The sequence below is a fragment of the Brachybacterium tyrofermentans genome, from assembly GCF_014897585.1.
GTDB lineage: Bacteria > Actinomycetota > Actinomycetes > Actinomycetales > Dermabacteraceae > Brachybacterium > Brachybacterium tyrofermentans.
Genome location: NZ_JABUXW010000001.1, coordinates 205280 through 230913, shown reverse-complemented (window position 1 = coordinate 230913; position 25634 = coordinate 205280). Strand labels below are relative to the sequence as shown.

At 71.5% G+C, this 25634-nt stretch carries 25 protein-coding genes and 1 pseudogene; 7 read left to right on the top strand and 19 right to left on the bottom strand.

The annotated features are described in order from the left end of the window. Positions 1-8: 8 nt before the first annotated feature. Positions 9-1427, bottom strand: coding sequence for an alpha-amylase family glycosyl hydrolase (locus INT49_RS00965; protein ID WP_193115843.1), 1419 nt, complete (start codon positions 1425-1427; stop codon positions 9-11). A gap of 84 nt (positions 1428-1511) precedes the next feature. Here INT49_RS00965 and INT49_RS00960 point away from each other — a divergent pair, with 84 nt between their 5' ends. Then, a complete protein-coding gene (locus INT49_RS00960) occupies positions 1512-2288 on the top strand; it encodes an alpha/beta hydrolase (RefSeq protein WP_193115842.1) in 777 nt (258 codons plus the stop codon). Between the two features lie 82 nt (positions 2289-2370). Here INT49_RS00960 and INT49_RS00955 read toward each other — a convergent pair whose 3' ends face one another. The 4 genes from INT49_RS00955 to INT49_RS00940 form a co-directional block, all read right to left on the bottom strand. Next, positions 2371-2922, bottom strand: coding sequence for a hypothetical protein (locus INT49_RS00955; protein ID WP_193115841.1), 552 nt, complete (start codon positions 2920-2922; stop codon positions 2371-2373). A gap of 76 nt (positions 2923-2998) precedes the next feature. Beyond that, the gene (locus INT49_RS00950; RefSeq protein WP_193115840.1) at positions 2999-3376 is read right to left on the bottom strand and encodes a hypothetical protein; all 378 of its coding nucleotides are present in this window, start codon (positions 3374-3376) and stop codon (positions 2999-3001) included. Beyond that, a complete protein-coding gene (locus tag INT49_RS00945; protein ID WP_193115839.1) occupies positions 3373-4524 on the bottom strand; it encodes a serine hydrolase domain-containing protein in 1152 nt (383 codons plus the stop codon). Before INT49_RS00945 ends, INT49_RS00950 begins: the two co-directional genes overlap by 4 nt. Positions 4525-4526: 2 nt before the next feature. Beyond that, positions 4527-5102, bottom strand: coding sequence for a helix-turn-helix domain-containing protein (locus INT49_RS00940; RefSeq protein WP_193115838.1), 576 nt, complete (start codon positions 5100-5102; stop codon positions 4527-4529). Positions 5103-5290: 188 nt separating this feature from the next. Between INT49_RS00940 and INT49_RS00935 the strand changes: the two genes are divergently transcribed. Then, entirely contained in the window at positions 5291-5575 is a 285-nt protein-coding gene (locus tag INT49_RS00935) for a YciI family protein (RefSeq protein WP_193115837.1), read from the top strand. A 170-nt stretch (positions 5576-5745) separates the two neighbouring features. On the opposite strand, the gene INT49_RS00930 is transcribed toward INT49_RS00935, so the two are convergent. The 9 genes and pseudogenes from INT49_RS00930 to INT49_RS00890 all read right to left on the bottom strand — a co-directional run bounded on the left by INT49_RS00930 (position 5746) and on the right by INT49_RS00890 (position 15579). Continuing rightward, entirely contained in the window at positions 5746-6270 is a 525-nt protein-coding gene (locus INT49_RS00930) for a thioredoxin domain-containing protein (RefSeq protein WP_226849566.1), read from the bottom strand. A 93-nt stretch (positions 6271-6363) separates the two neighbouring features. Beyond that, positions 6364-7281, bottom strand: a complete 918-nt coding sequence (locus INT49_RS00925) for a LysR family transcriptional regulator (RefSeq protein WP_193115836.1) — start codon at positions 7279-7281, stop codon at positions 6364-6366. Between the two features lie 115 nt (positions 7282-7396). Next, on the bottom strand, positions 7397-8716 hold the full coding sequence (locus INT49_RS00920; protein ID WP_193115835.1) for a hypothetical protein: 1320 nt from the start codon (positions 8714-8716) through the stop codon (positions 7397-7399). Positions 8717-9017: 301 nt separating this feature from the next. Next, positions 9018-10397 (bottom strand): LLM class flavin-dependent oxidoreductase, encoded by a 1380-nt coding sequence (locus INT49_RS00915; RefSeq protein ID WP_193115834.1) that lies wholly within the window; start codon positions 10395-10397, stop codon positions 9018-9020. Further along, positions 10394-11392 carry an LLM class flavin-dependent oxidoreductase gene (locus tag INT49_RS00910; RefSeq protein WP_193115833.1) on the bottom strand — a complete coding sequence of 333 codons (999 nt, stop codon included), beginning with the start codon at positions 11390-11392 and terminating at the stop codon, positions 10394-10396. The genes INT49_RS00915 and INT49_RS00910 overlap by 4 nt, the downstream gene beginning before the upstream one ends. Beyond that, entirely contained in the window at positions 11389-12408 is a 1020-nt protein-coding gene (locus INT49_RS00905) for a transporter substrate-binding domain-containing protein (protein ID WP_193115832.1), read from the bottom strand. Before INT49_RS00905 ends, INT49_RS00910 begins: the two co-directional genes overlap by 4 nt. After that, on the bottom strand, positions 12405-13421 hold the full coding sequence (locus INT49_RS00900) for a transporter substrate-binding domain-containing protein (protein WP_193115831.1): 1017 nt from the start codon (positions 13419-13421) through the stop codon (positions 12405-12407). Before INT49_RS00900 ends, INT49_RS00905 begins: the two co-directional genes overlap by 4 nt. Before the next feature lie 203 nt (positions 13422-13624). Further along, a pseudogene (locus tag INT49_RS00895) lies at positions 13625-14362 on the bottom strand (amino acid ABC transporter ATP-binding protein); the annotation flags it as partial. A gap of 176 nt (positions 14363-14538) precedes the next feature. Next, on the bottom strand, positions 14539-15579 hold the full coding sequence (locus INT49_RS00890; RefSeq protein ID WP_193115830.1) for an amino acid ABC transporter permease: 1041 nt from the start codon (positions 15577-15579) through the stop codon (positions 14539-14541). Between the two features lie 145 nt (positions 15580-15724). Here INT49_RS00890 and INT49_RS00885 point away from each other — a divergent pair, with 145 nt between their 5' ends. The 3 genes from INT49_RS00885 to INT49_RS00875 all read left to right on the top strand — a co-directional run bounded on the left by INT49_RS00885 (position 15725) and on the right by INT49_RS00875 (position 19361). Continuing rightward, complete coding sequence (locus tag INT49_RS00885) at positions 15725-18301, top strand: FAD/NAD(P)-binding protein (RefSeq protein WP_193115829.1); 2577 nt, start codon at positions 15725-15727, stop codon at positions 18299-18301. Positions 18302-18441: 140 nt separating this feature from the next. Next, complete coding sequence (locus INT49_RS00880; protein WP_193115828.1) at positions 18442-18942, top strand: MarR family winged helix-turn-helix transcriptional regulator; 501 nt, start codon at positions 18442-18444, stop codon at positions 18940-18942. After that, positions 18939-19361: an organic hydroperoxide resistance protein gene (locus INT49_RS00875; protein ID WP_193115827.1), complete on the top strand. Its 423-nt coding sequence runs from the start codon at positions 18939-18941 to the stop codon at positions 19359-19361. The genes INT49_RS00880 and INT49_RS00875 overlap by 4 nt, the downstream gene beginning before the upstream one ends. A 105-nt stretch (positions 19362-19466) precedes the next feature. On the opposite strand, the gene INT49_RS00870 is transcribed toward INT49_RS00875, so the two are convergent. The 4 genes from INT49_RS00870 to INT49_RS00855 form a co-directional block, all read right to left on the bottom strand. Then, positions 19467-21263, bottom strand: a complete 1797-nt coding sequence (locus INT49_RS00870) for a SulP family inorganic anion transporter (protein ID WP_193115826.1) — start codon at positions 21261-21263, stop codon at positions 19467-19469. 7 nt (positions 21264-21270) lie between these two features. Beyond that, positions 21271-21639, bottom strand: coding sequence for an ArsR/SmtB family transcription factor (locus INT49_RS00865; protein ID WP_193115825.1), 369 nt, complete (start codon positions 21637-21639; stop codon positions 21271-21273). Between the two features lie 134 nt (positions 21640-21773). Next, the gene (locus INT49_RS00860) at positions 21774-22271 is read right to left on the bottom strand and encodes a DUF4383 domain-containing protein (RefSeq protein ID WP_193115824.1); all 498 of its coding nucleotides are present in this window, start codon (positions 22269-22271) and stop codon (positions 21774-21776) included. A gap of 117 nt (positions 22272-22388) precedes the next feature. Further along, positions 22389-23285, bottom strand: a complete 897-nt coding sequence (locus INT49_RS00855; protein ID WP_193115823.1) for an ornithine cyclodeaminase — start codon at positions 23283-23285, stop codon at positions 22389-22391. 104 nt (positions 23286-23389) lie between these two features. On the opposite strand from INT49_RS00855, the gene INT49_RS00850 reads away from it, so the two are divergent. Next, entirely contained in the window at positions 23390-23881 is a 492-nt protein-coding gene (locus tag INT49_RS00850) for a hypothetical protein (protein ID WP_193115822.1), read from the top strand. A gap of 13 nt (positions 23882-23894) precedes the next feature. Here INT49_RS00850 and INT49_RS00845 read toward each other — a convergent pair whose 3' ends face one another. Continuing rightward, complete coding sequence (locus INT49_RS00845) at positions 23895-24410, bottom strand: DUF2087 domain-containing protein (protein ID WP_226849564.1); 516 nt, start codon at positions 24408-24410, stop codon at positions 23895-23897. 161 nt (positions 24411-24571) lie between these two features. On the opposite strand from INT49_RS00845, the gene INT49_RS00840 reads away from it, so the two are divergent. Further along, the gene (locus tag INT49_RS00840; protein ID WP_193115821.1) at positions 24572-25552 is read left to right on the top strand and encodes an aldo/keto reductase; all 981 of its coding nucleotides are present in this window, start codon (positions 24572-24574) and stop codon (positions 25550-25552) included. The last annotated feature ends 82 nt before the right edge of the window (positions 25553-25634 follow it).

Here is a 25634-nt window from a genome sequence, read left to right as displayed (position 1 = left end):
GCAGCCCGTCACCGCACCACGGCGATGCCGTGCGCGGGCACCACGCCCGATGCCGCCGGGCCCACGCCGTCGAGCATGTCGGCGCCGCTGACGGACTCGACCACCTCGCCGGGAGCGGGCCGGTCCTCGTCGCCGAGGTTCAGCACGAGGGTGAGTGCGGAACGCTCGCCGCCGTCGGCGCTGTCCTCGTCGCCACGGGGGCTCAGCACGATCTCGGCGTAGGTGTTCTCGAGGGTCTCCTCGCGCACCGCGACGTTCGCCTCGGCGAGCCATGGCTCGCGCCGGCGCAGCGAGAGGAGTCGCTGGTGCACCTCGAGGATCCTCGGGGACGCCTCGGGGCGCAGCACTGCAGGATGGGTTCCGGCGGCGGACTCGGCAGGGTCCTCGGGGAACGACGGGCGCACCGCGTCGTCGCCGCCGGCGCGCTCCTCCTTGATCCCGGTGGCCCCGAACTCGTCCCCCGCGTAGACAGCAGGGATGCCGGGCAGCAGGGCCAGCAGTGCATAGGCGGCGGCGAGGTCTCGGCCGTCGGTGAGCTGGGAGGCGATGCGGGTGGTGTCGTGGTTGCCCACGAAGGTCAGCGGGTGCGCGCCCCCGTCAGCCTCGAGGAACTCCTGGTGGCGACCCAGCGCGTGGGCGAGCTCGAAGAGGTTCTCGTCGCGCAGCGCGGACCAGATCGCCTTCCACAGCTCGTACTGGGTGACCGAGTCCGCGCCGGAGGCCGCGGCGAACGCGGGATAGTCGCCGTGGATGACCTCGCCGAGGATCCATGCGTCGGGGTGCGCGGCGCGCACGCGCTCGATGATCGTCGCCCAGGCGTCGGCCCCCGCGGCGTACATCGCATCCAGCCGCCAGCCGTCGACCCCGCGGTCCAGCCACAGGCACATGACGTCCACGATCGCGTCCTGCACCACGGAGTCACCGAGCTCCAGCTCCACCAGGTCGGCGTTGCCCTCGAACCCGTAGGGCTGGTCCCCGGACCAGCGAATATGGGCGCCCTCGGGGCTGCCCGGGCCGGTGGATATCGCCCGACGCGCCATCGGATGCTGATCGGAGACATGGTTGAACACGCCGTCGAGCACGAGGCGGATGCCCCGTTCCCGGCAGCCCGCGATCAGCGCCTCGAAGTCCGCGTCGTTCCCCAGGCGCGGATCGAGGCGGCGATGATCGAGGGTGTCGTAGCCGTGGGAGACGGAGTCGAAGATCGGGTTGAGGACCAGCACGTTCGCGCCGAGGCCCACGAGATGGTCGAGCCACCCGGTCAGGCGTCGCAGCCGGTGCACGACGTTCTCGCCGTCGGCGCCGCCGTAGCCCTCCCCGCCCAGGTCCTCGCGGTGCTGGGGCGCGCCGCAGAAGCCCAGCGGGTAGACCTGCCAGCAGATCGCGTCGCGGATCCAGCTCGGTGCGGACGGCGCAGTCGTGTTCATGCGCCCATCGTAGGCGGGACGTGTTGAATGGGCACTGCGCCGGTTCCCTCTCGCGGCGCCCCTCGACCCCTGGAGCGATCACCGATGATCCGCATGCGCACCGACTTCTTCTCCGAATCTCTCGGCATGGGCACCTCGATGGTGGTGCTGATGCCGCAGGCCGCCTCCGGGATCGGCATGGAGGGGGCCGACGGGAGCCAGGCTCCGGGGGACGGCGTGCCGGTGCTGTATCTCCTGCACGGACTCAGCGACGACTGCACGATCTGGGAGCGCCGCACCTCGATCGAGCGCTACGCGACCGAGAAGGGCATCGCCGTGGTGATGCCGGAGGTGCGGCGCTCCTTCTACTGCGACGAGGAGGCGGGGGAGAAGTACTGGACCTACGTCTCCGAGGAGCTCCCGGAGCTGATCGCCCGCACCTTCCACGTCTCCACCGCCCGCGAGGACACCTTCGTGGCGGGCCTGTCCATGGGAGGGTTCGGCGCGTTCAAGCTGGCTCTGAACCATCCGGATCGCTTCGCCGCCGCCGCGAGCCTCTCCGGCGCGATCGACCTGCTCTCGATGGACCTCAGCGCCCGTGATGCGGCCTTGGCTCCGCGCATCTGGGGAGATCGCGATCTCGCGGGCACCGCCGATGACCTGCTCGGCCTGGTCGGCTCCGTCGACCCGCAGTCGCTGCCCGCGCTGTTCCTGGACTGCGGCACCGAGGACGGCCTGCTCGAGCGGAACCGGCGCTTCATCGACACCGCCGAGCAGCACAGCGTGGACCTCACCTCGCGACTGCGCCCCGGCGACCACGCCTGGGAGTTCTGGGACCAGGGCATCCAGGATGTCCTGGACTGGCTGCCGATCCGCGGGTGAGAGGACCGGGCCCCGCGCGAGCTGAGATTCAGTGCGGGGCAGGGTCAGGGTCAGGCTCAGCGCCCGGCTCGGCTGTACGCGCTCAGCGCCCGGCGCGGGCGTACAGCCGCTGCGCCTTCTCCCGGCTCACCGGCTTCGCGAGGCCGACGATGCCCATCACGAGGCAGGTGATCGGTCCGGCGATCACCACCCACACGCCGAGCGGGACCATGATGAACGCCGGCCACAGGGCATTGTCGGCGACGACACCTGCCTCGACCAGCGGCAGGAGGATGCCGAACAGGAAGGTGAAGAACAGGATCGTCGCGAGCAGGGAGACTGCTGCGAAGATCGCCGCACGGGTGCCCACCGACCGCGCAACCGGGTTCTTCCTCCGCTGGAGCAGCCCGGTGATCAGCATCGCGAGCGAGGGGGCGAGGATCGAGAGCCCAGGGATCCCCAGCAGTCCGAGGAGCCCGAGCGACCAGGCGATCCGCCCGTCCCGGCCGACGGTGGTCGGGAAGTGCTCCGGGCGCATCTCGTGGGCCGCGGGGTGCACCGCCCAGGCCTGCGGCGGCACCGGCCCGACCTGCTGGGAGGCGTCGGACGAGTACGCGGGGTCCTGCGAGGCTCCGGGCGCGGGGGGATTCGACATGCGGTCAGAGTAGACGGACCCGCGTGGGCATCCCGGCACGCGATCCGGGCGCCGGCGGCATCCCCCGGCTCGACGCTCAGCCGCCGACGAGGGCGACGAGAGCGGCGACCAGCCATATCGCCACATTGGCGACGAGGGATCGGGCGCCGACCGGATGGGCGTTGACCGCGGCCCGCCCGGTCAGGCCGTCGGCCGCCGGAGCCGGACGGTGCCAGGTGCGCCACGTCGCCACCCCCGCGCCGGCGGCGCACAGCGTCAGCACCGCCCACCAGACGATCGCCATCCACCCCGTGATCGGGAGCACCAGCGAGGCGACGATGAGCAGCACTCCCGCGCCGCACGCCTCGAGCACCACCCGGCCCGGATGCGTCCAATGCCGCAGCTGGGCGACGGCCGCGGGGACCATCATCACCAGGAGGAACAGGGGGACGACAAGGGTGAGGAGCAGGTTCACAGCGAAACGCTCCCGTCGAGGATCCCGGCCCCGAGCTCGTCCGGGGAGAGCGCGGAATCCGTCATCAGCACCACCCCGCGGCCGGAGTCCTGGTTGAACCCGCAGAACGCTGCGAATCCACCGGTCATGCCGTTGTGCTGGACGAGGGACTCCCCGGCGTCGGTGGTGCGCAGGCTCCACACGATCCCGACCGCGCTGTCCTCGCCGCGCTCGACCAGGGGTTCCAGGCCCGCGGACCCCGGATTGGAGCCGTCCTGCATCGACGCGAGGTAGAGCGCCATGTCGTGCCCGGTGGAGCGGATCCCGCCCGCCGGGCCGTAGCCGTGCATGGTCCAGGCGCCGGCGGAGAGCCCCGATCGGCCATGGCCCCGCGGGGCGTCGGTCCCGATCTCGTCGAGGCGGAACGGGGCCCTCGTCGACGTCATCCCCAGCGGGTCGAGCAGGCGGGAGCGCAGGAGTTCCTGCCAGCTGACGCCGGTCTGCGTGGCGAGCAGCTGGCCGAGGAAGGCGACCCCGAGATTCGAGTAGGCGTACTCCCCGCGATCGGAGAGCGACGCATCCAGAGCGGCGTCGATCACCCCGTCGACCGAGGAGCCGGAGTAGGGGTCCTTGCGCAGAAAGTTGATCGGCAAACTGGCAAGCACTCTCGTCAGAGGCAGCCGCGGCAGCCCCGAGGACTGCGAGGCGATCTCGGCGAGGGTCACGTCGGACGCCTCGGAGCCTGCGGCGCGCTCGCCGAGGATCTCGGCGACCGTGGTCTCCAGGGAGACCTCGCCGCGGTCGACGGCGTCCATCAGGAGCGCGCCGGTGAAGGTCTTGGTGACGGAGCCGATCTCGAACTCCGTGGTCTCGTCGGCCCCGAATCCGGCGAACCGCTGCTGGTCGCCGTCGGTGACGACGGCGGAGACGTGGCGATGGCCGCCGAGGTGCGGGCGCAGCGCAGCGGCGAGCTCCGCGTCGCCGTGGACGTCTCCGAGTCGGGCCGGGCGAGGGCCCGCGGCGAGCCCGGTGAGGGCGAGGATCGCGCCTGCTCCGGCGGCGCCGGCGAGTGCGGTGCGGCGCGTGGTGGCCCGGGACGGCGGGGTCGTCGTCGGCGCAGGATCGGCGAGGTGAGGGTCTGACGGCTGGTCGTCGAGCGGTGAGCTCATGGTCATCCTTTCTCGAGGGCGGTGATGATCGCCAGCAACGGGACAACCCGGGAGGCGGGGATGCTCCAGCTGCCGCGGCGCGGGGACGTCGCCCAGCCGCCGCTCTGCAGGGCGGAGAGGTGGTGGTAGGCGACGCCGGTGGAGCCCAGCTCGAGCTCGTCGACGATCTGCGCGACGGTGTGCTCGCCGTCCAGGAGGCGGCGCAGGATCGCCAGGCGCAGCGGATGACCGAGCGCCGCGACGGGCTCGGCGTGCTCCGCCCAGTCGGCGGCCAGCAGGTGCTCGACGGGCCGGCCCCATTGGTACTCGAGGTGTCCGAGCCCGACGTCGATGGCGCCCGCGAACACCACGGCGCCGGGGGAGGGTTCGTGCTCCTTGAGGGCGGTCAGGGCCCAGAACGGATCCGCGACGTCGGTGGATCCGACGGCGTCGCTGGCTCTGCTGCTCTCGGCGCCTTCCGGTGCGGAGGTCGGGGCCGACGGGGGAGTGCTCGGGGCGCGGTCCTCGAGCTCGTGCACCCGCATCTCGAGCGCCTCGAGGCGGGCGAGCAACGGATCGGCAGGTGAGTCCTGAGCCATGGTGCCCCTGTCCGGTACGACGACTCCTTCAGATTATCCGTAAATCCGGAAAAGTAAAGAGTCGGTCTCGGAGGCATGGAGGAGACATGGACGTGTGCGCCGCGCGGCGCCTGCATGCGGCACGATGTCGAACAGATCTGCGCCGATGTCGTCCGTCGTCGGCCGCACCCTCGACCTCAGGAGCGACCATGGCCCTCTTCGCCGTGCAGTACACCTACACCGACGACGCCGAGAAGACGCAGGCCGTGCGGCCGGAGCATCGCGATCACCTGCGCGAGCTCCTCGCCGCTGGAACCCTGCTGCTGGCAGGGCCGTTCACCGGCACCCCCGGCGGTCTGCTGGTCGTGCGCGCCGACTCCGAGGAGGGTGCGCTGGCCGCCCTCGACGGCGACCCCTTCCTGCGCGAGGGCGTGATCATCGAGCGCAGCGCCCGCGAGTGGACCGTCTCGATCGGCGAGCTGCCCGGAGCCTGAGGCGAGGGCCGGCCCGGCGTCGGTCACCGCGGCGCATCAGGTGCTGTTCCGGCGGTCGGATCCACTGGTGAGTGGTGTGCAGCCTCCCCTCTATACGGGCAGCCTGGACGCCAGGCGCCACTGGATGCGGCGTTCGCGAGTGGATCCAACGGTCGCGACGGGGACCGGCGTTACGGTGTGTTGCCCCCGGGCTGATCCCCGTTCTGAGCACGCTCCCGGCCCTCGGCCTGGGCGTCCAGCAGCTGCACGACGCTCGCCGCGGGAGTGACCTCGTCCCCGACGATCACGAGCGGCACGGCGTCGGCCCCGCCGTGCTCCGCGAGGAACTGCTGAGCGGCGGGATCCTGGTAGACGTTCACCCAGATCACGTCCTCCCGCGGGTTGCGGATCGCGGTCTGCAGCCGGGCGGAGAGAGGATTTCCGGGTGCCCAGAGCACGATCGTCACGTCGTTGGCGCGACGGCGCAGCGCGGTGGCCAGCGGCGTGTGCGGCCCGGCATGCAGCGGGCTCGTCCAGTACGCCATGAACAGCGAGAACAGCACGACCGCCACGGCGGCGATCCGCTGCTGAACCAGCAGAAGCAGCCCGGCCGCGATCAGCCCGCCCACCAGCAGCAGAGCCGGCCGCAGCCACGCCGAGAGCGGGGCGCGGGAGCGGGTCACTGGCGCAGGGCCGGAAGTATCAGGGCTGGTCATGGGTCCAGGGTAGAGGTGCTCGCTGGGCGCGGCAGATGCGCCGGGTGCACCGGAAGCTCACGATGCACCGGGTGCGTTGCGCGGGCCGGACGCTCAGATCATCGCGGCGGTCGACAGCCGGGTGTTGGTCTCGGCCACGAGCGCATCGCGCAGGGCGCCGACGGCGGGGATCGACAGGGCCCCGCGACGGTTGATCAGGCCGATCATGCGGTCATCGAGGTCCGGCAGGTGGCGCACCACGACGTCGTCGGCCGGGGGAGCGGCCTCGAGCGCGGTCTCCGGCATCAGCGCGACGCCGCCGCCGTGCACGACCAGGCGTTGCACCACGATCGAATCGTCGGTGGAGTGGCGGATCTTCGGCACGAAGCCCGCCCGACGGGCGCTGCTGAGCAGGTTCGCCCGGCAGCGTTCGCAGCCCGCGATCCACGGATCCTCGGCCAGGTCCGCCAGGGTCAGGTCCGGATCCTCGGCTCGGGGATGCTCGCGCGGCAGCACGGCCATCACGCGGTCCTCCAGGAGCGGGGTCCACTCCAGGGTGCCCTCGTCGTCGATGTCGCTGCACGGGTAGCGGAACACCAGGGCGAGGTCGAGAGCGCCCTCGCGCACGGCCGGGATCGCGTCCGGCGGCTCCAGCTCGGAGAAGGTGACCTCGAGATCCGGGGCGGTCGCCGCCAGGTGCGCCAGCACCGGCGGAAGCAGCACGGCGGCGGCCGACGGGAACGTCCCGAACTTCACGGTGCCGCGGCGCAGCGCCGTGATGTCCGCGAGCTCCTCCTCGGCGGCGTGCAGCTGGGCCGCGATCGCCTCGGCGTGCGCGGCGAGCCTGCCGCCGGCCTCGGTGGGCGTGATCCCGGAGGAGGAGCGCAGCAGCAGCTGGGTGCCCACCTCCTTCTCGAGCGCCGCGAGGTGCTGGGAGACGGCGGGCTGGGTCCAGCCCAGCTCGCGCGCGCCGGCACCGATCGAGCCGTTGCGCACGACGGTGCGGAAGATGAGCAGGCGACGAGGATCCATCCCTCCATGGTAGGCCCGGGTAGCAAGCCCTGCTTATGGGTTGAGGCACACCGCTCAGGCCTGCGGTGCCCCGGATATTCCCGTTGCGTGCAGGCTGCACAGGCGGCAGGTCGAACTACTGAGTCTTCTCCTCCGTTGCCTGCTCGCCTGACGCCTCATCGGCCGGTCTGGTCCCCTCGTGACGGACTGCTTCGCGGAACGCGCGCGCGCCATTCGACAGCCTGCCGGCCCCGGAACGGACACGGCCTGCAGTGTCGCCGCCGAACTGGAATGCTGCGCCAGCACTGTCCGCCCCGGTCTTGACGACCTTGTCGCGCATCTCCCCGGCGGCCGCCCGCCAGCGCTTCGCCTCAGCAGAGTCGTGACCGTCCTCGATCTCCAGGGCAGTCTGGAAGTCCAGCACACGGCCGACGACGAGGTTGCTGGAGTTGACTGCGGCGCGAGCCGGTCGAGGGGACAGCAGGACCTTCGTGTTTGCCCGTCGAATGGTCGTGTTCATGCGATCGAGCAGCTCTTCCGTGGTGCGGTGGATCAACGCGAGACGCTTCGCCCGTGCCGCACGGAGACCAAGACGGTGCCGGTCGAGGTCGCCCGGCGAGCTGTCGAGTACGCGGTCGAGCTCGAGGACGGACAGCGCATCCTGCAGCTGGACGCATCGCGCGAGTACAGCGAGCCACTCGCGCACTGTGGTCTCGGCGACCTTCGCCGTCGCGGCCAGCTCGGAGACGCTCGCCTTCTCGACCTTCTCCGCTTGTCCGTTGATCTGCCGCAGCGCATAGGCCTCGGTGGTCGCGATCGTCAGCCCTGAGGTCTGAATCTTGGACCAGGTCACTTCCGAAACTCGCCCGACCTCGTCGCGGACGGTCATTGCCTCCTCGACCATGAGGTCCACGCCGATCATGTCGGCGAGCACCGAGTCCTTCTGCGCACGCAGGATGTCGTCGACCTTCTCGTCGATGACTGCGAGGTACTCGCCGACTTCCTCGATCGCCTCCTGCATGGCCATCTGCGCCATGATCGCCGAAGCTCCGGCGAGTACCGCAGGGTTGAGCAGGGCCGTCGGCCCCGCGACGAACTGCATATTCTTGGCGAACTGGCCCCCGGAGGCGCGAAGAGTGGCGTGGAAGTTCCCTGTGGCCGCGTTCTTGACCAGCGGCAGAGCCTTCGATGCGGCGAACGATTCCGACGTGAGCTTCATCCAGCGGCCGGAGTTCGCCATGATTCCCGCACCGGCGTTGAGCACGCCCGCTGAGGCCTTGTACGACGGGCCGAGTCGGTGGAGCTCGAGCTCGGTCGACTCGAAGCCGAACGACGTCAGAAACGCGTCGACGTCTCCGGGTGCGCCCAGCACGGCGAGTCCATCTTCGTCGTCTCCGGGTGCGCCCAGCACGGCGAGTCCATCTTCGTCGCTGATCACGTCAATATCGTTCGTCATTCTGTACTCCGGAAGCTCGGGGGCGGCTCGGCGTCGCCTCATCTTCTTGAGTGTGCTCCGCAGCGCCGACAAACGTTGTGCGAAAGGGCGAAACGCGGGCGAGGGATGGGGAATCGTGATCGGTTCGTTGTGCTGCAGGATGCGCGGTAGCGAGCTTGGGCGCATCCGGCGCGCGTTCTGTCCGCCTGCGACTCATGGTCGATCCCTCCTGAGTCGCAGGCGGACAGACAGGGCTAGCCCGAAGGCTGGAGCTGCCCACGGAGCCCTCGCTTGCCTACGCCTACCCTGCGCACGCGGCGACTCAGACCGGCGGCAGCCCCAGGTTCTCCCGCAGCGTCGAGCCGGCGTAGTCGGTCGGGTACACGCCGCGTTCCTGCAGGCGGGGGATGAGGTGGTCCACGATGTCGTCCAGGCCCGAGGGGATCAGCCACGGGGTGATGTTCAGACCGTCGATCGCACCGAGCCGCGCGAACTCCACGAGACGATCGGCGACCGCGTCGTAGCTGCCGCTGAAGGTGCCGCGTCGAGATCCGGCCTTGACCCGGGCGAACTCGAGGATCGACTGACCCTTCTCCGCGGCTTCCTCGCGCCACTGCTGCGTGAGCTCCTGGGCCTTGGCGAACTGGAAGCCGGCCCCGCGGGTCACGCCGGACTCGACCACCTCCGGTTCGACGTCGGGAAGAGGCCCCTCGGGATCGAAGTCCGACAGGTCCCGGCCCCAGTACTGCTCGAGCAGGGCGATCGCCTGCTCGGGGCCCACCTGCAGATCGCGCACCCAGCGGATCTTCTCGTCGGCCTCCTTCTCGGTGGGCGCGAGCACCACCTCCGCGCCCGGCAGGATCTTCACACTGCTCGCGTCGCGACCGGCGGCCACGGTGCGCTCGACAATGCTTCGGCGGAAGTCGACCGCCGCCTCGAGGGTGCCGTGCGGGGAGAAGATGACGTCCGCCGTGCGGGCGGCGAAGTCCTGCCCGGCGGGGGAGGCCCCGGCCTGGAACAGCACCGGGCTGCCCTGGGCGGAGCGGGGCAGATCGCCCTGGGCGCGCACCGAGTAGTGCGCACCGTCGTGCTCGATCTGCTCGCCGCGCCAGAACTGCTGGGCGACCTCCACGAACGCCTCCGCGTGCACGTACCGGTCCTCGTGGTCGAGATAGCCGCCGCGGCGGAAGTTCTCCCCGGTCCAGGCGTTGTCCGTGGTCACGACGTTCCAGCCGGCCCGGCCGCCCGAGAGCAGATCGAGGGTCTGGAACCGACGGGCGAGGTCCACGGGGTCGTTGTAGGTCGTGTTCTGGGTGGCGACGAGACCGATCTGGTCCGTGACCGCCGCCAGCGCCGCGAGCAGGGCCTGCGCATCGGGACGCCCGGCCACGTCGAACTCCAGGGGCACGCCGCGGTGCTCGCGCAGCCGCAGCCCCTCACCCAGGAAGAACGCCGCGAACTTCCCACGCTCGGCGGTGCGGACCAGCGCCTCGAAGGACTCCCAGGCCACCTGCTCGCCGCTCTGGGGCAGTCGCCAGATGGTCGAGGAGTTCACGCCCTGGAAGAACGCCCCGAAGGACAGCTGCCCGGTGGGGGTGTGCGCAGGATGGATCGGGTGCTCGGCGGGGCCGGTGGCCAGGGCGGCGGCCTCGGCGGACAGCTCGGTGTCGGCGGCGGGGCGGAGCGGGGCGGTGGTGCTCATGCGAGGTCCTCGGAGTTCAGACGGGCGCGGTCGGAGCGACGCGCAGGATCGGCGGCACGGGCCGCGACGGGCAGGCCCAGCTGGTCACGCAGGCTCTGCCCGGCCGACGGGGCCGCGGCGAGCAGCCCGCGCTCCCGCAGGGCGGCGGAGAGCTCGGCCACGGTGCCCAGCGGATCGGCCTCCAGGTCCAGACCCACCAGGCGCACCAGGCGCACGGCGGGACCGGCATCCTCGGCCAGCGCCCGCTCGACAGTGTCGACGACGGCATCGGGGCGGGCGCCCGTGGACACGTCGAGGTCGAGCACGCGGCCATCGGCCAGCTCGGTCGCGACGCGCCCGCCGACGGCGGCGCGGTCCGCATCGGCGATCAGCACCGGGAGCAGGCCCTGCGGGGAGCGCGGGGTGATCGCCGGCCCGCGCACCGCGAAGGACTCGCCCTCGAAATCGGCGTACTGCAGGCGCGCGGCGTCCACGTACACGCCCGATGCGGTATCGCGCACCACGGCGTCCTCAGCCCAGGAGTCCCACACCAGTCGCGAGGCCTCGAGCACGTCGGCCGCCTCACGCGCCGTGTCCTCCAGGCCCAGCGTGGTGCGGCCGACGGTCGCGGCCACCGTCGGATCGGTCTCCGCCGTGAGCAGCCACCCGGCACGACCGTGGCTGATGTGGTCCAGGCTCATCAGCTGCGTGGCCAGGTGGAACGGCTCCACGTAGACGGCATCGGTGCGCGGCAGCAGCGCGATGGCGTCGGTGAGCGGAGCCAGGTAGGAGGCGACATGGATCGGGTGGAGCCCGCCGTCGCTGATCGTGAGGGCGCCGATGCCCGCGCGCTCGAGATCGTGGGCCAGAGCGGCGAACGAGCCCAGCAGGGCGGGATCGCTGACGAGGTCCACGGCGAGGACCGGCAGGCCCGGGCGCTGTTCCTGGGCGCTCAAGGTATCGGCGCTCGGGGTGTCGGCGCTGTGGGCGCCGAGGTGGGAGGCAGTGGTGGTCATGGCTTCTCCTTCGTGTGGACGCGTGCTTCGGGGAGCCCCACGTCGGCGAGGTTCCAGCGCTCGAGCACCTGGGCGTAGGTGCCGTCGGCGATCACGGCGTTGAGCGCTGCGGCATACGGTTCGGCGAGCCCGCTGCCGCGATCGAACGTCGCCGCGATGAGTGTCTTGTCCGGCCAGCCCTCCTCGACCCGGCCCTGCACCTCGACGTCGTCGCGGCGGGAGGCGATGAAGGTCTGGGTCGCATAGGGGGCGAACGAGGCGTCCACCCGGCCCGAGCCGAGGGCGAGCAGGGTGTCGGCGCCGGACGAGTAGTTCTTCAAGGTCGCAGGCGCCTTCCCCGCGGCCTCGAGCTCGGCGTTCCAATCGATGAGGATCCGCTCCTGGTTGGTCGCGCCGCCGACGGCGATGATCCTCCCGCTGATCGAGTCGGCATCCTCGAGGCGGAGATCCGCGCCCTTCTGCACGAGGAAGGCGACGTACGCCGCGCGATACGAGGCGAAGTCGAACTTCGCCAGGCGCTCGGCGTTCACGCCGATGTTGAAGTGGACCACGTCGAACTCGCCGGACTCGAGCTTGAGCGGCCAGTTGTCCCAGCTGGTCAGCGCGATCTCGAGCTCGAGGCCGAGCGTGTCCGCGACCAGCCGGGCGGTGTCCACCTCCGATCCGATGTAGGTCTCGTTGTCGTCCGCGAGGAAGGAGAGCGGGGCGAAGCTCTCGCTCCCGATGCCCACCCGGAGCACGCCGGACTCGGCGATCTCGGGCGGCAGGAGCGCGGCGATCGAGGCATCAGCGGTGGAGCGGATGAGCTCCTGCGTGCCCGAGGTGTCGATCTGTCCGGTCGCCGTGGCGCCTCCGCCGTCGGACGCCCCGGAGTCGGAACCGGCGGCGGAGCCGGAATCGGAGCCCGCACCCCCGGCCTGCGCCTCGGGGAGCGGATCGGAGCAGGCCGCGAGCAGACCTGCGGGCAGCAGCAGCCCGGCACTCGCGATGGTGCGCCGGGAGAGGAGCGCGCTCACGGGTTCCCCTGGGTGTGGGCGCGGGACGTGGTCACGGCTTCCTCGGTCAGCTGCCAGCGCTCGAGCACCTGGGCGTAGGTGCCGTCCTCGATGAGGGCGTTCAGCGCGGCCGCATAGGGCTCGGCGAGTCCGCTGCCGGCGGGGAAGGTGCCCGCGACCAGCGTCTCGTCGGGCCAGCCGGCGTTGATCTTGCCCTGCAGCTCCATGTCGTCGCGACGCGAGGCCACGAAGGAGAGCGAGGCGAAGGGGGAGAGATAGCCGTCGACCCGGCCGGAGCCGAGGGCCAGCAGGGTGTCGGCGTCGGTCGAATAGTTCTTCAGCTCGGCCGGCTCCTTGCCGGCGGCCTCGAGCTCCGCGTTCCATTCGGTGAGGATCCGCTCCTGGTTGGTCGCATTGCCCACGGCGATGATGCGTCCGCTGAGGGAGTCGGCATCCTCGAGCCAGAAGTCGGCGCCCTTCTTCGCGAGGAAGGACATGTACGCCGCCCGGTAGGAGGCGAAGTCGAACTTCTGCAGCCGCTCGGCGTTGATGCCGATGTTGGCGTGCACCACGTCGAACTCCCCGGCCTCGAGCTTGAGCGGCCAGTTCTCCCAGGTGGTCAGCTTCAGCTCGAACTCGAGGCCGAGCTTGTCGGCGACGATCCGGGCGATGTCGATCTCGGAGCCGATGTAGGTCTTGTTGTCGTCGGCCAGGAACGACAGCGGGGCGGCGCTGGTGCCGTTGATCCCCACGCGCAGCACACCGGAGTCGGCGATCTCGGCGGGCAGCAGGGCGGCGGCCTCCGCGTCGGCAGAAGCCCGGATCAGCTCCTGGCTGCCCGAGGTGTCGATGGGACCGGCGCCCGAGCCGCCCCCGTCGGACGCCCCGGAGCCGCCGTCGGAGGCGGTGCCCCCGGCGGACGCGGTGGGCACCGGATCGGAGCAGGCGGCGAGCAGGCCGACGGGCAGTAGCAGGCCCGCGGCCGTGACGGCGCGACGGGACGGGAGGCCTGAGAGGAAGCGGGAACGGGTCATGAGTGGTCCTCGGAGTGATGACGGGGGAGCGGGGTGCGGCTGGTGGCCTGGTCCGCGCCGATGACGGGGGGATGGGAGGAGCCGACGCCGGCGAGATCACCGGGCGGGGCTGTCCGCTCGGGAGCGGCACCGGAGACGGGCTGCCGCACGGGGGACGCCGGGGCCGGTGCCGGGCGGGGGTCCGGATCCTCCGTGCCGGTGCGCACGCGCTGCAGGAAGGACCGGGTGCGTTCGTGGGCGGGATGGTCGATCACGCGGGACGGGGGCCCCTGCTCGACGACCAGCCCCTGATCCATGAACACGACCGTGTCCGCCACGTCCCGGGCGAAGGAGATCTCGTGGGTGACGATCACAAGCGTGGTTCCTGCCCGAGCGAGGGACCGGATCACCGCGAGCACCTCCTCGACCAGCTCGGGGTCCAGCGCGCTGGTGGGCTCGTCGAACAGCAGCACCTTCGGCTCCAGGGCCAGGGCCCGGGCGATCGCCACCCGCTGCTGCTGGCCGCCGGAGAGCTGGCGCGGATACACGTCCGCCTTGTCCGAGAGCCCCACCAGGGCGAGGAGCTCGCGGGCCCGCGCCTCGGCCTGACGGGCAGGCACGCCGAGCGCCCGACGCGGAGCCTCGGTGACGTTCTGCAGCGCCGTCATGTGGGCGAACAGGTTGAAGCTCTGGAACACCATGCCGATCGCGGTGCGCTGATGGAGCACCTCGCGCTCGGGCAGCTCGTGCAGCAGGTCGCCCTCACGGCGGTACCCGATGACCTCGCCGTCCACGCTGATCAGGCCCTGATCCAGGGTCTCGAGGTGGTTGATCGTGCGCAGCAGGGTCGACTTGCCGGAACCGGAGGGGCCCAGCACCGCCGTGACCGACCCGGGAGCGATCTGCAGGTCGATGCCGCGCAGCACCTCGAGGTCCCCGAAGGACTTGTGCACGCCGCGGATCTCGACGAGCCCGCCGCGCGAGCGGGCGGCAGGGCGCGCGGAGGGTGCGTGAGCAGGAGGCTCCGGGGCGTGCCGATCCGCCTCGGCGAAGCGGAGGGCCGGTTCGGAATCGGATCCGATCTCCGGGATGAGGTGAGGGCGCGAGATGCCGCGCCCCCGCAGGCGGTCGAGGATGCTCATGCGACGGCTCCCGTCGGGGTGGAACGGCGGGCGAACCGGGCGCGCAGGCTCTGCAGCGGCGTCGGCGGCAGGTTCCGCACGGCGCCCTTCGCGTAGTGGCGCTCGATGTAGTACTGCCCGATCGAGAGCAGCGAGGTGATCACCACGTACCAGAGCGTCGCGACCAGCAGCATCGGCAGCACCTCCTGGGTGCGTCCGTAGATCAGCTGGATGGTGAAGAACAGCTCGGCATGGGCCAGCACGTAGACGATCGAGGTGCCCTTGACCAGGCCGATGATCTCGTTGAACGCCGTGGGCAGGATCGCCCGCATCGCCTGGGGCAGCACGATCCGCAGGGAGCGGTCGCGGGCCGGGATGCCGAGCGCGCTCGCCGCCTCGAGCTGCCCCTGGTCCACGGAGAGGATCCCGCCGCGGATGAGCTCCGCCGCATAGGCGGCCTGGTGCAGTCCGAGCCCCAGGATCGCGGCGAGCATCGGGGTCATGAGGTCGCTGGTGCGGGCGTCGACGAGCGTGATGTCCGTGAGCGGGATGCCCAGCGTCACGCGCTCGTAGAGATAGCCGAGGTTGTACCAGAGCAGCAGCTGCACCAGCAGCGGCGTCGACCGGAAGATCCACGAGAACGTCCAGGCCACCCCGGAGATCAGCCCGGAGGGGGACAGGCGCATGAGGGCGAGCACGAGCCCCAGGGTGAACCCGACCGCGCCGGCGAGGACCGTGAGCTTCAGGGTCTCCAGCAGGCCGCGGAGGATCGATTCGGCGAGGAACCACTGGGCGACCACACCCCATTCCCAGCGCGGATTGGTCACGAAGGAGTACGCGACGAGGGCGACCAGGAGGCCGACGACGACCGCGAGGACCACACGGCCCGGATGGCGGGCCGGCACCACACGCAGGTGCGAGAGGTCCTCGGCAGGGACCGGCGAGGGCTGGCACGGCATGGACTCGGCTCCGGTCGCCGAGGCGTGCCCGGAGACGGCGGGAGCCGCTGCCTGGGGGACGTGGCGTGCGGTCTCTTCGGAGACGGCGGAGGAGGTCATGGTGTGCCTTCCGTGACGATGCATGAACGCGAGGGCGGACATGGCTTGCACTGCCCGACGGTATAAGCGAACCTAATGGACATGCAAGGCGGCGGCTATGGGTCGTCACAGTGCGACACAGAATCACCTCGGAAGGGATCTCCAGATGACCTCTCGGATCAGCGCGGCGAGCACCCGGCTCGTGATCGTCGGCGGCGGACCGCGAGCGATCGGCGTGCTCGAACGCCTCGGCGCGAGCGCTGCGCTGCCCGAGCAGGCCGCGCAGCTGGCGCGCACCGGGCTGCACGTGGACATCGTGGATCCGCACATGCCCGGCGCTGGGCGCATCTGGCGCGCCACCGAGAGCCCGCTGCTGCTGATGAACTCGCGCGCGGCCGACGTCTCGATCTTCACCGACGACACCGTGGACTGCGACGGTCCGATCGTCGCAGGGCCCTCGCTGGCCCAGTGGGCCGACGGGATCCGTCGCGGCACGATCGCCGCGCCCACCGCCGGCACGGATCGCCTCGCGGAGATCCACGCGCTCGAGACCACCAGCTTCGCCAGCCGCCGCGTGCAGGCGCTGTACCTCGAGTGGTTCTTCGGGCAGGTGCTCTCGGCCCTGCCGGCGACCGTCACGGTCGCGGTGCACCGCACCACCGCGACCGCCGTGCGCCGACGCGGGCCGGCGAGCTGGAGCGTCGAGCTCGAGGAGCGCGATCCGCTGCCTGCCGACCTGCTCGTGCTCGCCGCCGGCCACACCGACTCCCGCCCGTCGGCCGCACGCCACGAGCTGGCCGCCTTCGCCCGTCGCCACGGCGGCGCCTATCTGGCACCCTCGCAGGCCGGCGATGCCCATCTCGACCAGCTCGCCGCCGGGCAGGAGACGATCGTGCGCGGCATGGGCCAGGGCTTCATCGACCTCATGGCGCTGCTCACCGAGGGTCGCGGCGGCCGGTTCGAGCCCTCCCCGCTGCCGCAGGACCCGGATCGCGTGGAGTACCGGCCCTCCGGTGGTGAGCCCCGGCTCTGGGTCGGCTCGCGTCGCGGCGTGCCGTATCACTCGAAGGTGCGCGGCGAGGGCGATCCTGCCGGGCCCGGCGACCTCGTGCACGTCACCGCCGAGAAGCTCCGGGAGCGGGAGGACGCCCAGGGGCGCCTCGACTTCCGGGCCGACGTGGTGCCCCTGATCGCCGCCGAGGTGGCGCGATGGGTGCCCGATGCCCCGCGCGCCCAGCCGAGGGAGGAGCCCCTGGCCTGGCTCGATGATCCGCTGGCCTGGCTCGGTGCGGATGCCTCGGGTCGGGCCGCCCGCGACGCCGTGGTCCGCCACATCGAGCACGACCTGCGCTCCCGCACCCAGGGCGACGTGAGCTCCGCCCGGGCGCTGTTCCAGCTGCTGCTGCGCCTGCACGGAGTGCTCGTAGACCAGCTGCCCGCCAGCCGATTGCGGGAGTCCTCGCGCGGCGTCTATCCGCACTGGTGGCACTCGCTGTTCAGCTTCGTGGACTCCGGCCCGCCCCCGCACCGCCTCCGCCAGCTGCTCGCCCTCGAGTGCGCAGGCGTCGTCCGGTTCCTCGGCCCGCGCACCCGCGTCTGCGCGGACGACGTCACCGGGCGCTTCGTGGCACGCGGCGGCGCCGGCGTGCAGGTCTCCGCCACCGCCCTGGTCGATGCATTCCTGCCCGAGCCGTCGCTCGTGGAGTCCACGAACCCTCTGCTGCGGGATCTGGTCGCGGGGGAGAGCGCTGTGGGGCGCGAATCCGCCGCGGCGGCCGGCAAGCTCGAGGTCGACGCGCGATACCGGGTCATCGCGCCCGACGGCACCGCGCACGAGGGGCTCTGGGCAGTGGGCCCCTGGACCTCCGAGCTGCCGATCGGCGCCTTTGCCCGCCCCCGCACCAACGCGCCCTGCCATCGCCGCAACGATGCCCTGGCCCGGGAGATCCTGGACGCGGCGCTCGCCCTGTCCGGGCGGACCGCGCGGCCCGGCGCGGTGCCCGCTGCCCCGAGCCGCGCGGGGCGAGCCGCTCCGGGCGGCCCGGCGCTGAGCGACCCTGCCCTGAGCGACCCGCTGCCCCGTGCCCTGACGGCGCCGCGCCTGGGGATCCTCGGTCCCGGCAAGATCGGCACGGCCCTGGCCCGCACCGCCCTGCGCGGCGGCCTCGAGGTCCAGGTCGCGGGCCGCGCCGCGGCCCCGGCGATCGCCGCGAAGCTCCCCGGCGCGCTCCCCGTGGACGCCGAAGCCCTCGCGATGACCTGCGACGTCGTGGCGCTCACGGTGCCTTTGCATGTGGCCCTGGCGATCGATCCGGAGGTGCTGCGCGGCGCGATCGTCATCGACGCCACCAACCCCTGGGGCGAGGCCGACGCCCTCGCGGTGGCCGCAGCTCGCCTCGGGGCCGGCGACCTGCGCGACGAGCTCTCGACGAGCGAGCTGCTCGCCACCCACCTGACCGGCTCCCGCGTCGTGAAGGCGCTGAACCACATCGGCTATCACGAAGTCGAGGATCAGGGCAGGGAATCCGGGCATCCGCGACGCCGGGCGATCGCGGTCGCCGCGGATGACTCCCGCGCGGCCGACGTGGTCGCCGCTCTGCTGAACCGCCTGGGCTACGACGGGGTCGCGCTCGGCGCCCTCGCCGCCGGGCGCCACCTCGAGCCCGGAGCCGGGCTGTTCAGCGGCTGGAGCACCCGGGACGAGCTGCATCGTCGCCACCGCGAGCAGGTGCGCGTGGCCTGAGGAAGCAGCCCCGGCTGGCTTGCCCGGCAGCGCACAGCGCTGGTCCGGCACGTCCGGGCGACGACTCTCGTGACGCTCGGCCCATGTGATGTGTGCGCAACTGAGTTGTGCACAACCTGATGTGGTGCCACGATGGGCGCATGACGACGACGGACGAGATGGTGTGCTTCGCTCTCTACGCGGCCTCGCGCGCCACCACCCAGGCCTATCGGGCACTGCTCGAGCCCTGGGGCCTCACCTACGGCCAGTACCTCGTGCTGGTGGTGCTGTGGTCCGAGGGCGAGCAGAGCGTCTCGGCGCTCGGCGAGGCGCTCCAGCTGGACTCCGGGACCCTCTCGCCGATGCTGCGACGCATGGAGAAGGCCGGGGTGGTCACGCGCCGCCGCGGCGGCCCCGATGAGCGAGTGGTCACCGTGTCCCTCACCGAACACGGCGAGGTCCTGCGCGATCAGCTCTCCCACGTCCCCGCCTGCATCGCCGAGGGCACCGGGATCGGCAGCCTCCAGGAGGCGCAGGCGCTGATCTCCACGCTGCAGGACCTCACCCGGTCGATCCACGACGTCGTCCCGCCCCAGCTGCCCGGCGCACCCGCCGGGACCATCCGCCGACCCGCATCGGCACCAGAGGAGAAGGCACCATGAAGACTCTCTACACCGCAGAATCCCTGTCCACCGGCTCGGGTCGCGACGGCCATGTGCGCACCGTCGAGGGTGCCGTCGACCTCGACATGGCGACCCCGACCGCGATGGGCGGCTCCGGCAAGGGCGCGAATCCCGAGCAGCTGTTCGCCGCCGGCTACGCCGCCTGCTTCCACTCGGCGCTGACCCTGGTGGCCGGCAGGGCCAAGGCTGACGTCACCGACTCCACCGTCGGCGCCCGCGTGCACATCGGCCCCGACGAGAACGGCGGCTTCCAGCTCGCCGTCGAGCTCGAGGTCGTCATCCCGAACCTGCCCCACGAGCAGGCGCAGGAGCTCGCCGACACCGCCCACCAGGTGTGCCCGTACTCCAACGCCACCCGCGGCAACATCGAGGTCACGGTCTCCGTCTCGGACGACTGATCGCCTGCCGGTCGACGGGCTGCTCCGCTCGTCGACCGCCCTGCTGATCCCGTCGGCCCCGGGGCCCTGCTCCGGAACCCGAGCTCCGCATCGGGTCCGACGGGGTCAGCGGCGCTCGGTCCGAGCCGTCGGCTCCTCGGAGGTGGGCGCCGCCTGCGGCTCCGTCAGCTGCCGGGCCGCACGATCGCGCCGCACGTGCGAGCGGGCGTGCTCGAGAGCGGCGTCGAACTGCACGAACAGATGCTTCTGGTGGCGCAGCGCCCGCAGCACCCCGACCTTGCGGAACAGCGCGGAGTGGTCATCCTGCACACCCTTGAGGAGCACGGTGATCCCGCGCCGCTCGAGCCCGCGCACGATCTCCGAGAGGATCTTCGCACCGGAGGCGTCCACCGCCTCGAGGGCGGACATCCGCAGGATCACCACGCTCACGGGCCCCACCGCCATCACGGTGTCGAACACCCGCTCCGCGGAGACGAAGAACAGCTGCCCGTCGAAGCGCACTGCGAGGATCTCCTCGTCGCCCTCCTGCGGCTGGGCGGAACGGATCGGCTCGAGGGTGACCCCGCTGGAACGGGAGATCCCGCGCAGGGCGAAGATCGCCGCGAGCGTCACACCGATCAGCACGGCCGCGATGAGGTCGAAGGAGACCGTGATCAGAGCGGTGACGACGAAGGTGAGGGAATCCGCCCGGGTCGAGCGCAGGATCGTGCGCACCGTCGCCAGATGGACCATGCGCACCGCCGTCATGAACAGCACGCCCGCGAGCGCCGCCAGCGGGATCGCCCCCACCGGGCCGGACGCCGCATAGACCACGGCGAGCAGCACGAGCGCATGCACCACCGAAGCCAGGCGGCTCCGCGCACCGGCCCGCACGTTCACCGAGGTGCGGGCGATCGCGCCGGTGGCCGGCATGCCGCCGAACAGGGAGGCGCCGACCGAGGCGACGCCCTGCCCCACCAGCTCCCGATCCGGGTCGTACACGCCGGTGTCGGCGAGCCCGGCAGCCACCCGCGCCGAGAGCAGCGATTCGATGGCGGCCAGCGCCGCGACCGTCGCCGCAGCAGGCAGCAGCACCTGGAGCAGCGCCGGATCCAGGGCGGGCAGGGACGGGGAGGGGAGCGTCGCGGGGATCGTCCCGATCCGTGCCAGCGGACCGGGCAGCACGGCGCACAGCACGGTCACCAGGGCGATGCCGATCAGGGAGCCCGGGACCGAGGGGTGGATTCGCGGGGCGATCAGCATGCAGGCCACGACCACGGCGACCGCACCGAGAGCCTGGAGCAGGTATCCGGGATCGGCTGCGGAGAGGGCCTGGGCAGCGGCGACCAGGGCGTTCGAGCTGTGCTCGCCGGGGGCCGCCTGCACGGGCGAGGTCACCAGGGGGATCTGCTGCATGAAGATGATGCAGGCGATGCCGAGGGTGAACCCCTCGATGACGGGCCAGGGGATGATCCCGACGACCCGGCCCAGGCGCAGCACCCCGGCGGCCAGCACGAGCAGGCCGGCCAGCAGGGTCACGGACGCGACGGCGGCTGCGCCGTAGCTCGCGACGATCGGCACGAGCACCACGACCATCGCCCCGGTGGGGCCGGAGACCTGCACGTTCGACCCGCCGAAGACGGCCGCCAGCAGGCCCGCGATGATCGCGGTGATGAGGCCCTGCTCGGCGGTGAGCCCGGAGCTGACCCCGAAGCCGAGGGCGAGCGGGAGGGCCACGATGCCCACCGTGACGCCCGCCAGCAGGTCGCCCTTCCAGGTGCGACGGAGGCCGCGGTAGTCCGACGGGCCGGGCAGCAGCGACGTCGCACGTCGCAGCGACGTGCGCCAGCGGGCCGACGGGGCGGCAGGGGCGTTCTCGGCCTGAGTGCGTGGGGGAGCGGGGATCCGCGCAGAGCTGGTCATCGGCCGGTCAGCGTCCCGCGCCGGGCAGGGCGGGGAGCCCCTCGGCGTCGCTGAGCCGGTCGCTGTCCGCGGCGAGGATGCCCAGCAGCAGCGCGCGCGCCACGGCGAGCAGCTCCGCGGTGCTGGGGTCGGCGAGGCGGTAGTAGACGTGGCTCGCCCGTCGCTCGGAGACCACCAGGTGGTGGCGACGCAGCACGGACAGGTGCTGGGAGAGGTGGGACGCCTCGAGACCCGTCTCCTGCTGCAGCGCGGTGACGCTGACCTCGTCGGCGGCGGAGAGCAGCTCGAGGATGCGGATCCGGAACGGGTGGGCGAGGCCCTTGAAGAGGTTGGCCTTCACCTCGTAGAGGGGGCGCTGCGACTGGCTGAACGGCATGATGAAATCATCATATGGGATGTCATCGGGGGCCGCACCCCTCTGTGGGCACGGCGATATCACGATGTCCCGGCGACGCGCGCTGCGTCGCCGGAGGTGCCGTCGGCGTCCGCGCAACGGCTCACGAACGACGCTCAGGAGGGCCGGTGGGCCGTCGTCGCCGCGGGAGTGACATCTCGAGAGAGGAACGACAGCCCGACCATGACGAGAGCGATGACGAAGTACGCCCAGTCGTCGACGGTGTTCAGCGGCAGGAAGTTGGAGTACGAATCCCGGTCGACGAGCAGGCCGAAGATCCACAGCACCACAGCGACACCACCGCCGACCCGCAGGTACCAGCGCGCCGAGTCCGAGAACCTCGACAGGGAGAGACCGGCCAGGCCGGCGAGCAGATGGATGATGTTGTGCAGCACGGACACCTGGAAGATGCCCAGCACCATCGCCTCGGAGCCGTAGCCCATCTCGATGGTGTGCAGATTCCATGTCATAGCTGGGACGAAGCCGGCGAAGCCGATCATGAGGAAGAAGATCCTGCACATGATCGCGGCCCATCGCACGGGAGCGCGTGCGGGGTCGTCGTTCGCCCGTGTCAGGGGTGAAGACACCGACGTGCACGGCTGCGAAGCGGACATTCCGCCCGACGCTGTGTGATCCAGGCTACGCCCGCAGCGGCGGCCGCGAAAGAGGCCGACGGATCGGGCGTGCCAGGGCCGGCGCCTCGGAGTCTGAGCCGTCGGCCGATGCCCTGCTCAGGCCCCGGCCGCCCGGGCGACGACGTCGGCGAGCACCACGTCGCCGAGGCCCGAACCGATGTTCTGCACCACGAGCAGGCCCTCCGGACGGCCTGTGCGCAGCAGGTCACCGGTGCTGCCGCTCGCGAGCGGGTAGTCCGCGCCGTGCTTGAGGACGCGCAGCGCTTCGAACTGCACGGGATCATCGGCCACCACGGTGCCGGTGCGGGAGAGCTCAGCGCCGGCCACCGAGGCGTAGTCCAGGGGGAGGAGCGTCACGTCGGAACGGATCTCGCGCCGAGGCAGCTCCGAGCCGGTGAGGCCGATGGGCAGTCCGCTGATCACCACCCCCGTGCCGGCAAGTGCCCCGGCGCGGTCCGTGGTCAGGTGCAGCTCCAGGTCAGGGGTGTGCCGCGCGCACCAGGCCGCGAGCTCGTCGAGGGCGTCGCGGCGCCTACCCCATACCGTCAGCGGGCCCCGGCCCAGCGCCTCGATCACCCGGGCGTGCGACCGAGCCTGGACCCCGGTGCCGAAGAACGTCACGGGGCGGTCGTCCAGGGCGAGCGATGCGCCGGTGACGGCGGCCGTGCGCTGGGCGGTGAGCTCGGCGGCGTCCATCGTGGCGCGCGTCGTGCCGTCGGCCCCCGAGAGCACCATGAGCCCGCCGATCATCGGCAGGCCGTGATCGCGGTTCGAGGGCGTGAGGGTCACCCACTTCATGCCCAGCAGGCCGCGCTCCGGCCACGCCGCCGGCATGGCATTGGCGAACCCGCCCTCCTCGTGCACGACCTGGCTCTTCGGGGTCACCGAGGCGGCGCCGTCGGCCAGCGCCAGGAGGGTCTCCCGCATCAGCTCGACGGCGCGGACGGGATCGGGCAGGAGGTCGCGGACCTGGTCATCGCTGAGATGGAGCATGCCTGCACGGTAGTCGCAGCGCAGCGGCGGGGCAGGCCACTGGGCCGTGGTGCCGCGGCGATGATCCGGCACGTACGCCCGGCGGGTCCCTCTAGGGTGGAGGCATGAATACTGCATGGGGGAACAACGATCAAGGGCCCGGCGAAGACCAGTCCTGGCTCGGCGGTGGGGATCGCGGCGGGCAGGGGGATGCTCTGGGTCAGAACCGTTCGGGAGCCCGGAACGGCGCTGGATCCTCGGAGGATGGATGGTCATCGGACTTCGGCGAGGGCGGGCAGGGGTCCGAGCCGCCCACCTATCAGGGACCCGAGTTCGGGGATAGATCGGGCCAGGACGGCTCGAGCAGGCCTGAGGGCGACGGATCAGGCTGGGCCTCGAGCTTCACGGGCGCGAACGGGTCCGGACGCAGCGGCTCCGGCTCGCAGAAGTCATTCCTGCCGATGCTGCTCGGAGGGCTGGCTTCCCTGGTGGGCGTGGTGATCTTCGCCGTCATCGCCTACCGGATGGGCATGGACATCTGGTGGGCCGTGCTGTTCATCGGGATTCCGCTCATCAGTCGCGTGGCCCGGCTGCTGCGGAGGAATAACCGGAACTGACGTCACCCAGCGGTCAGGTGCTCTCGGCGAGGCGGTAGCTGGCACCATCCGCCGTGCGGGTTAGCACCCCGGAATCCACTGCGTCTCGCCGCACCAGCGCGACGTCGCTCACGAACATCGCGATCGCGGCGTTGAGCTCGGACTCGCTCAGCACGCGGTCGCGGCCGACGCGCTCGAAGACCAGTTGCGCGATCCGCCCGCTGACCTCACGGCTCTCCTCGGTCTTCACCGGGATGCCGTCCAGAGGCGGGACCTCGAGGATCGCCCGATCGGACCGCATCAGGGTGAGGGCGTCGGCCACCTCGCGGACCGCGGCGAGATCGACCTCGCCCTGCGCATCCAGCCAGTCGATGCGGGACAACGGCCCGCTCACGCTCGGGCCCTCGGATGCCACGGTGGCCGATGCCGCGGCGCCCGAGAGCCTCGCGCCCAGACCGACGCGCAGCTTCGGGGTCGCGAGCAGCGAGAAGAGCATGCGGGCTCGGCCCAACGGGGTCTGGAGGTCACGGGCTGCAGGCATGGTGGTCATCGTCTCCATCGAGAGGGCGGGCGTCGCGCTCAGCATGCCATGGGGCAGCGGCGCAGGTCCCGAGGGGTGCACCGGCAGTCACTCCCACGCCTCTGGTACGGCGGGGATGATGGATCTCGACGGGCGACGCAGCCCGGAGTCGACCACAGAAGGAGCACCTCATGGACTACGTGAAGCTGGGCAATACCGGGCTGGATGTCTCGCGCCTGTGCCTGGGCACGATGGGCTTTGGCGATCCCGAACGCTGGATCCACCCCTGGGTCCTCGGGGAGGACGCCGCCCGCCCCGTCATCCAGCACGCGCTGGACGCCGGCATCAACTTCTTCGACACCGCGAACGTCTACTCGATCGGGCGCAGCGAGGAGATCCTCGGCAAGGCGCTGGTCGACTTTGCGAACCGGGACGAGATCGTGCTGGCCACGAAGGTGAACGGACGCATGCATGAGGGACCGAACGGACAAGGGCTCTCCCGGAAGGCGATCCTTTCCGAGGTCGACAAGAGCCTCGAGCGGCTGGGCACGGACTACATCGATCTGTACATCATCCATCGCTGGGACTACACGGTCCCGATCGAGGAGACGATGCGGGCGCTGGACGACGTGGTGCGCTCCGGGAAGGTCCGCCACATCGGGGCCTCCGCGATGTTCGCGTGGCAGTTCCTGCAGGCCCAGCACGTCGCCGAGGTGAACGGGTGGACGAAGTTCATCTCCATGCAGAACCACTACAACCTCCTGTACCGCGAGGAGGAGCGGGAGATGATGCCGCTGCTGCGCGAGCTCGGCGTCGCCTCCACGCCGTACAGCCCGCTCGCCGCCGGGCGCCTGACCCGTGACTGGGACGCGGATACCGATCGCGCCCGCACCGATGCCACCGCGAAGACGAAGTACGACTCCACGCAGGCGACCGACCGGGCGATCGTGGAGCAGGTCGCGACGATCGCGGACGAGCGCGGCGTGGGTCGGGTCCATGTCGCGCTGGCCTGGCTGCTCGCGAAGAGTCCGGTGGTCTCGCCGATCATCGGCGCCACGAAGACCAGCCACCTCGACGGTGCACTCGGTGCTCTGGACCTGGATCTGACCAGCGACGAGATCGCGACCCTCGAGGCCCCGTACGTCCCCCACGAGGTCGTCGGCGCCCAGTGACCCATGGTGCCTAGAGACCTGTGGCGCGCAGAGACGTTCCCGCGGGAACGTCTCCGGGCACGATCTGCGCACGGGAGCTGGG

Bases quoted from the DNA above. Each gene is read 5' to 3' on its own strand.
- INT49_RS00965 (WP_193115843.1), bottom strand. From the start codon at position 1,427: ATGAACACGACTGCGCCGTCCGCACCGAGCTGGATCCGCGACGCGATC.
- INT49_RS00960 (WP_193115842.1), top strand. From the start codon at position 1,512: ATGATCCGCATGCGCACCGACTTCTTCTCCGAATCTCTCGGCATGGGC.
- INT49_RS00955 (WP_193115841.1), bottom strand. From the start codon at position 2,922: ATGTCGAATCCCCCCGCGCCCGGAGCCTCGCAGGACCCCGCGTACTCG.
- INT49_RS00945 (WP_193115839.1), bottom strand. From the start codon at position 4,524: ATGAGCTCACCGCTCGACGACCAGCCGTCAGACCCTCACCTCGCCGAT.
- INT49_RS00940 (WP_193115838.1), bottom strand. From the start codon at position 5,102: ATGGCTCAGGACTCACCTGCCGATCCGTTGCTCGCCCGCCTCGAGGCG.
- INT49_RS00935 (WP_193115837.1), top strand. From the start codon at position 5,291: ATGGCCCTCTTCGCCGTGCAGTACACCTACACCGACGACGCCGAGAAG.
- INT49_RS00930 (WP_226849566.1), bottom strand. From the start codon at position 6,270: ATGACCAGCCCTGATACTTCCGGCCCTGCGCCAGTGACCCGCTCCCGC.
- INT49_RS00925 (WP_193115836.1), bottom strand. From the start codon at position 7,281: ATGGATCCTCGTCGCCTGCTCATCTTCCGCACCGTCGTGCGCAACGGC.
- INT49_RS00920 (WP_193115835.1), bottom strand. From the start codon at position 8,716: ATGACGAACGATATTGACGTGATCAGCGACGAAGATGGACTCGCCGTG.
- INT49_RS00915 (WP_193115834.1), bottom strand. From the start codon at position 10,397: ATGAGCACCACCGCCCCGCTCCGCCCCGCCGCCGACACCGAGCTGTCC.
- INT49_RS00910 (WP_193115833.1), bottom strand. From the start codon at position 11,392: ATGACCACCACTGCCTCCCACCTCGGCGCCCACAGCGCCGACACCCCG.
- INT49_RS00900 (WP_193115831.1), bottom strand. From the start codon at position 13,421: ATGACCCGTTCCCGCTTCCTCTCAGGCCTCCCGTCCCGTCGCGCCGTC.
- INT49_RS00890 (WP_193115830.1), bottom strand. From the start codon at position 15,579: ATGACCTCCTCCGCCGTCTCCGAAGAGACCGCACGCCACGTCCCCCAG.
- INT49_RS00885 (WP_193115829.1), top strand. From the start codon at position 15,725: ATGACCTCTCGGATCAGCGCGGCGAGCACCCGGCTCGTGATCGTCGGC.
- INT49_RS00880 (WP_193115828.1), top strand. From the start codon at position 18,442: ATGACGACGACGGACGAGATGGTGTGCTTCGCTCTCTACGCGGCCTCG.
- INT49_RS00875 (WP_193115827.1), top strand. From the start codon at position 18,939: ATGAAGACTCTCTACACCGCAGAATCCCTGTCCACCGGCTCGGGTCGC.
- INT49_RS00870 (WP_193115826.1), bottom strand. From the start codon at position 21,263: ATGACCAGCTCTGCGCGGATCCCCGCTCCCCCACGCACTCAGGCCGAG.
- INT49_RS00865 (WP_193115825.1), bottom strand. From the start codon at position 21,639: ATGCCGTTCAGCCAGTCGCAGCGCCCCCTCTACGAGGTGAAGGCCAAC.
- INT49_RS00860 (WP_193115824.1), bottom strand. From the start codon at position 22,271: ATGTCCGCTTCGCAGCCGTGCACGTCGGTGTCTTCACCCCTGACACGG.
- INT49_RS00855 (WP_193115823.1), bottom strand. From the start codon at position 23,285: ATGCTCCATCTCAGCGATGACCAGGTCCGCGACCTCCTGCCCGATCCC.
- INT49_RS00850 (WP_193115822.1), top strand. From the start codon at position 23,390: ATGAATACTGCATGGGGGAACAACGATCAAGGGCCCGGCGAAGACCAG.
- INT49_RS00845 (WP_226849564.1), bottom strand. From the start codon at position 24,410: ATGACCACCATGCCTGCAGCCCGTGACCTCCAGACCCCGTTGGGCCGA.
- INT49_RS00840 (WP_193115821.1), top strand. From the start codon at position 24,572: ATGGACTACGTGAAGCTGGGCAATACCGGGCTGGATGTCTCGCGCCTG.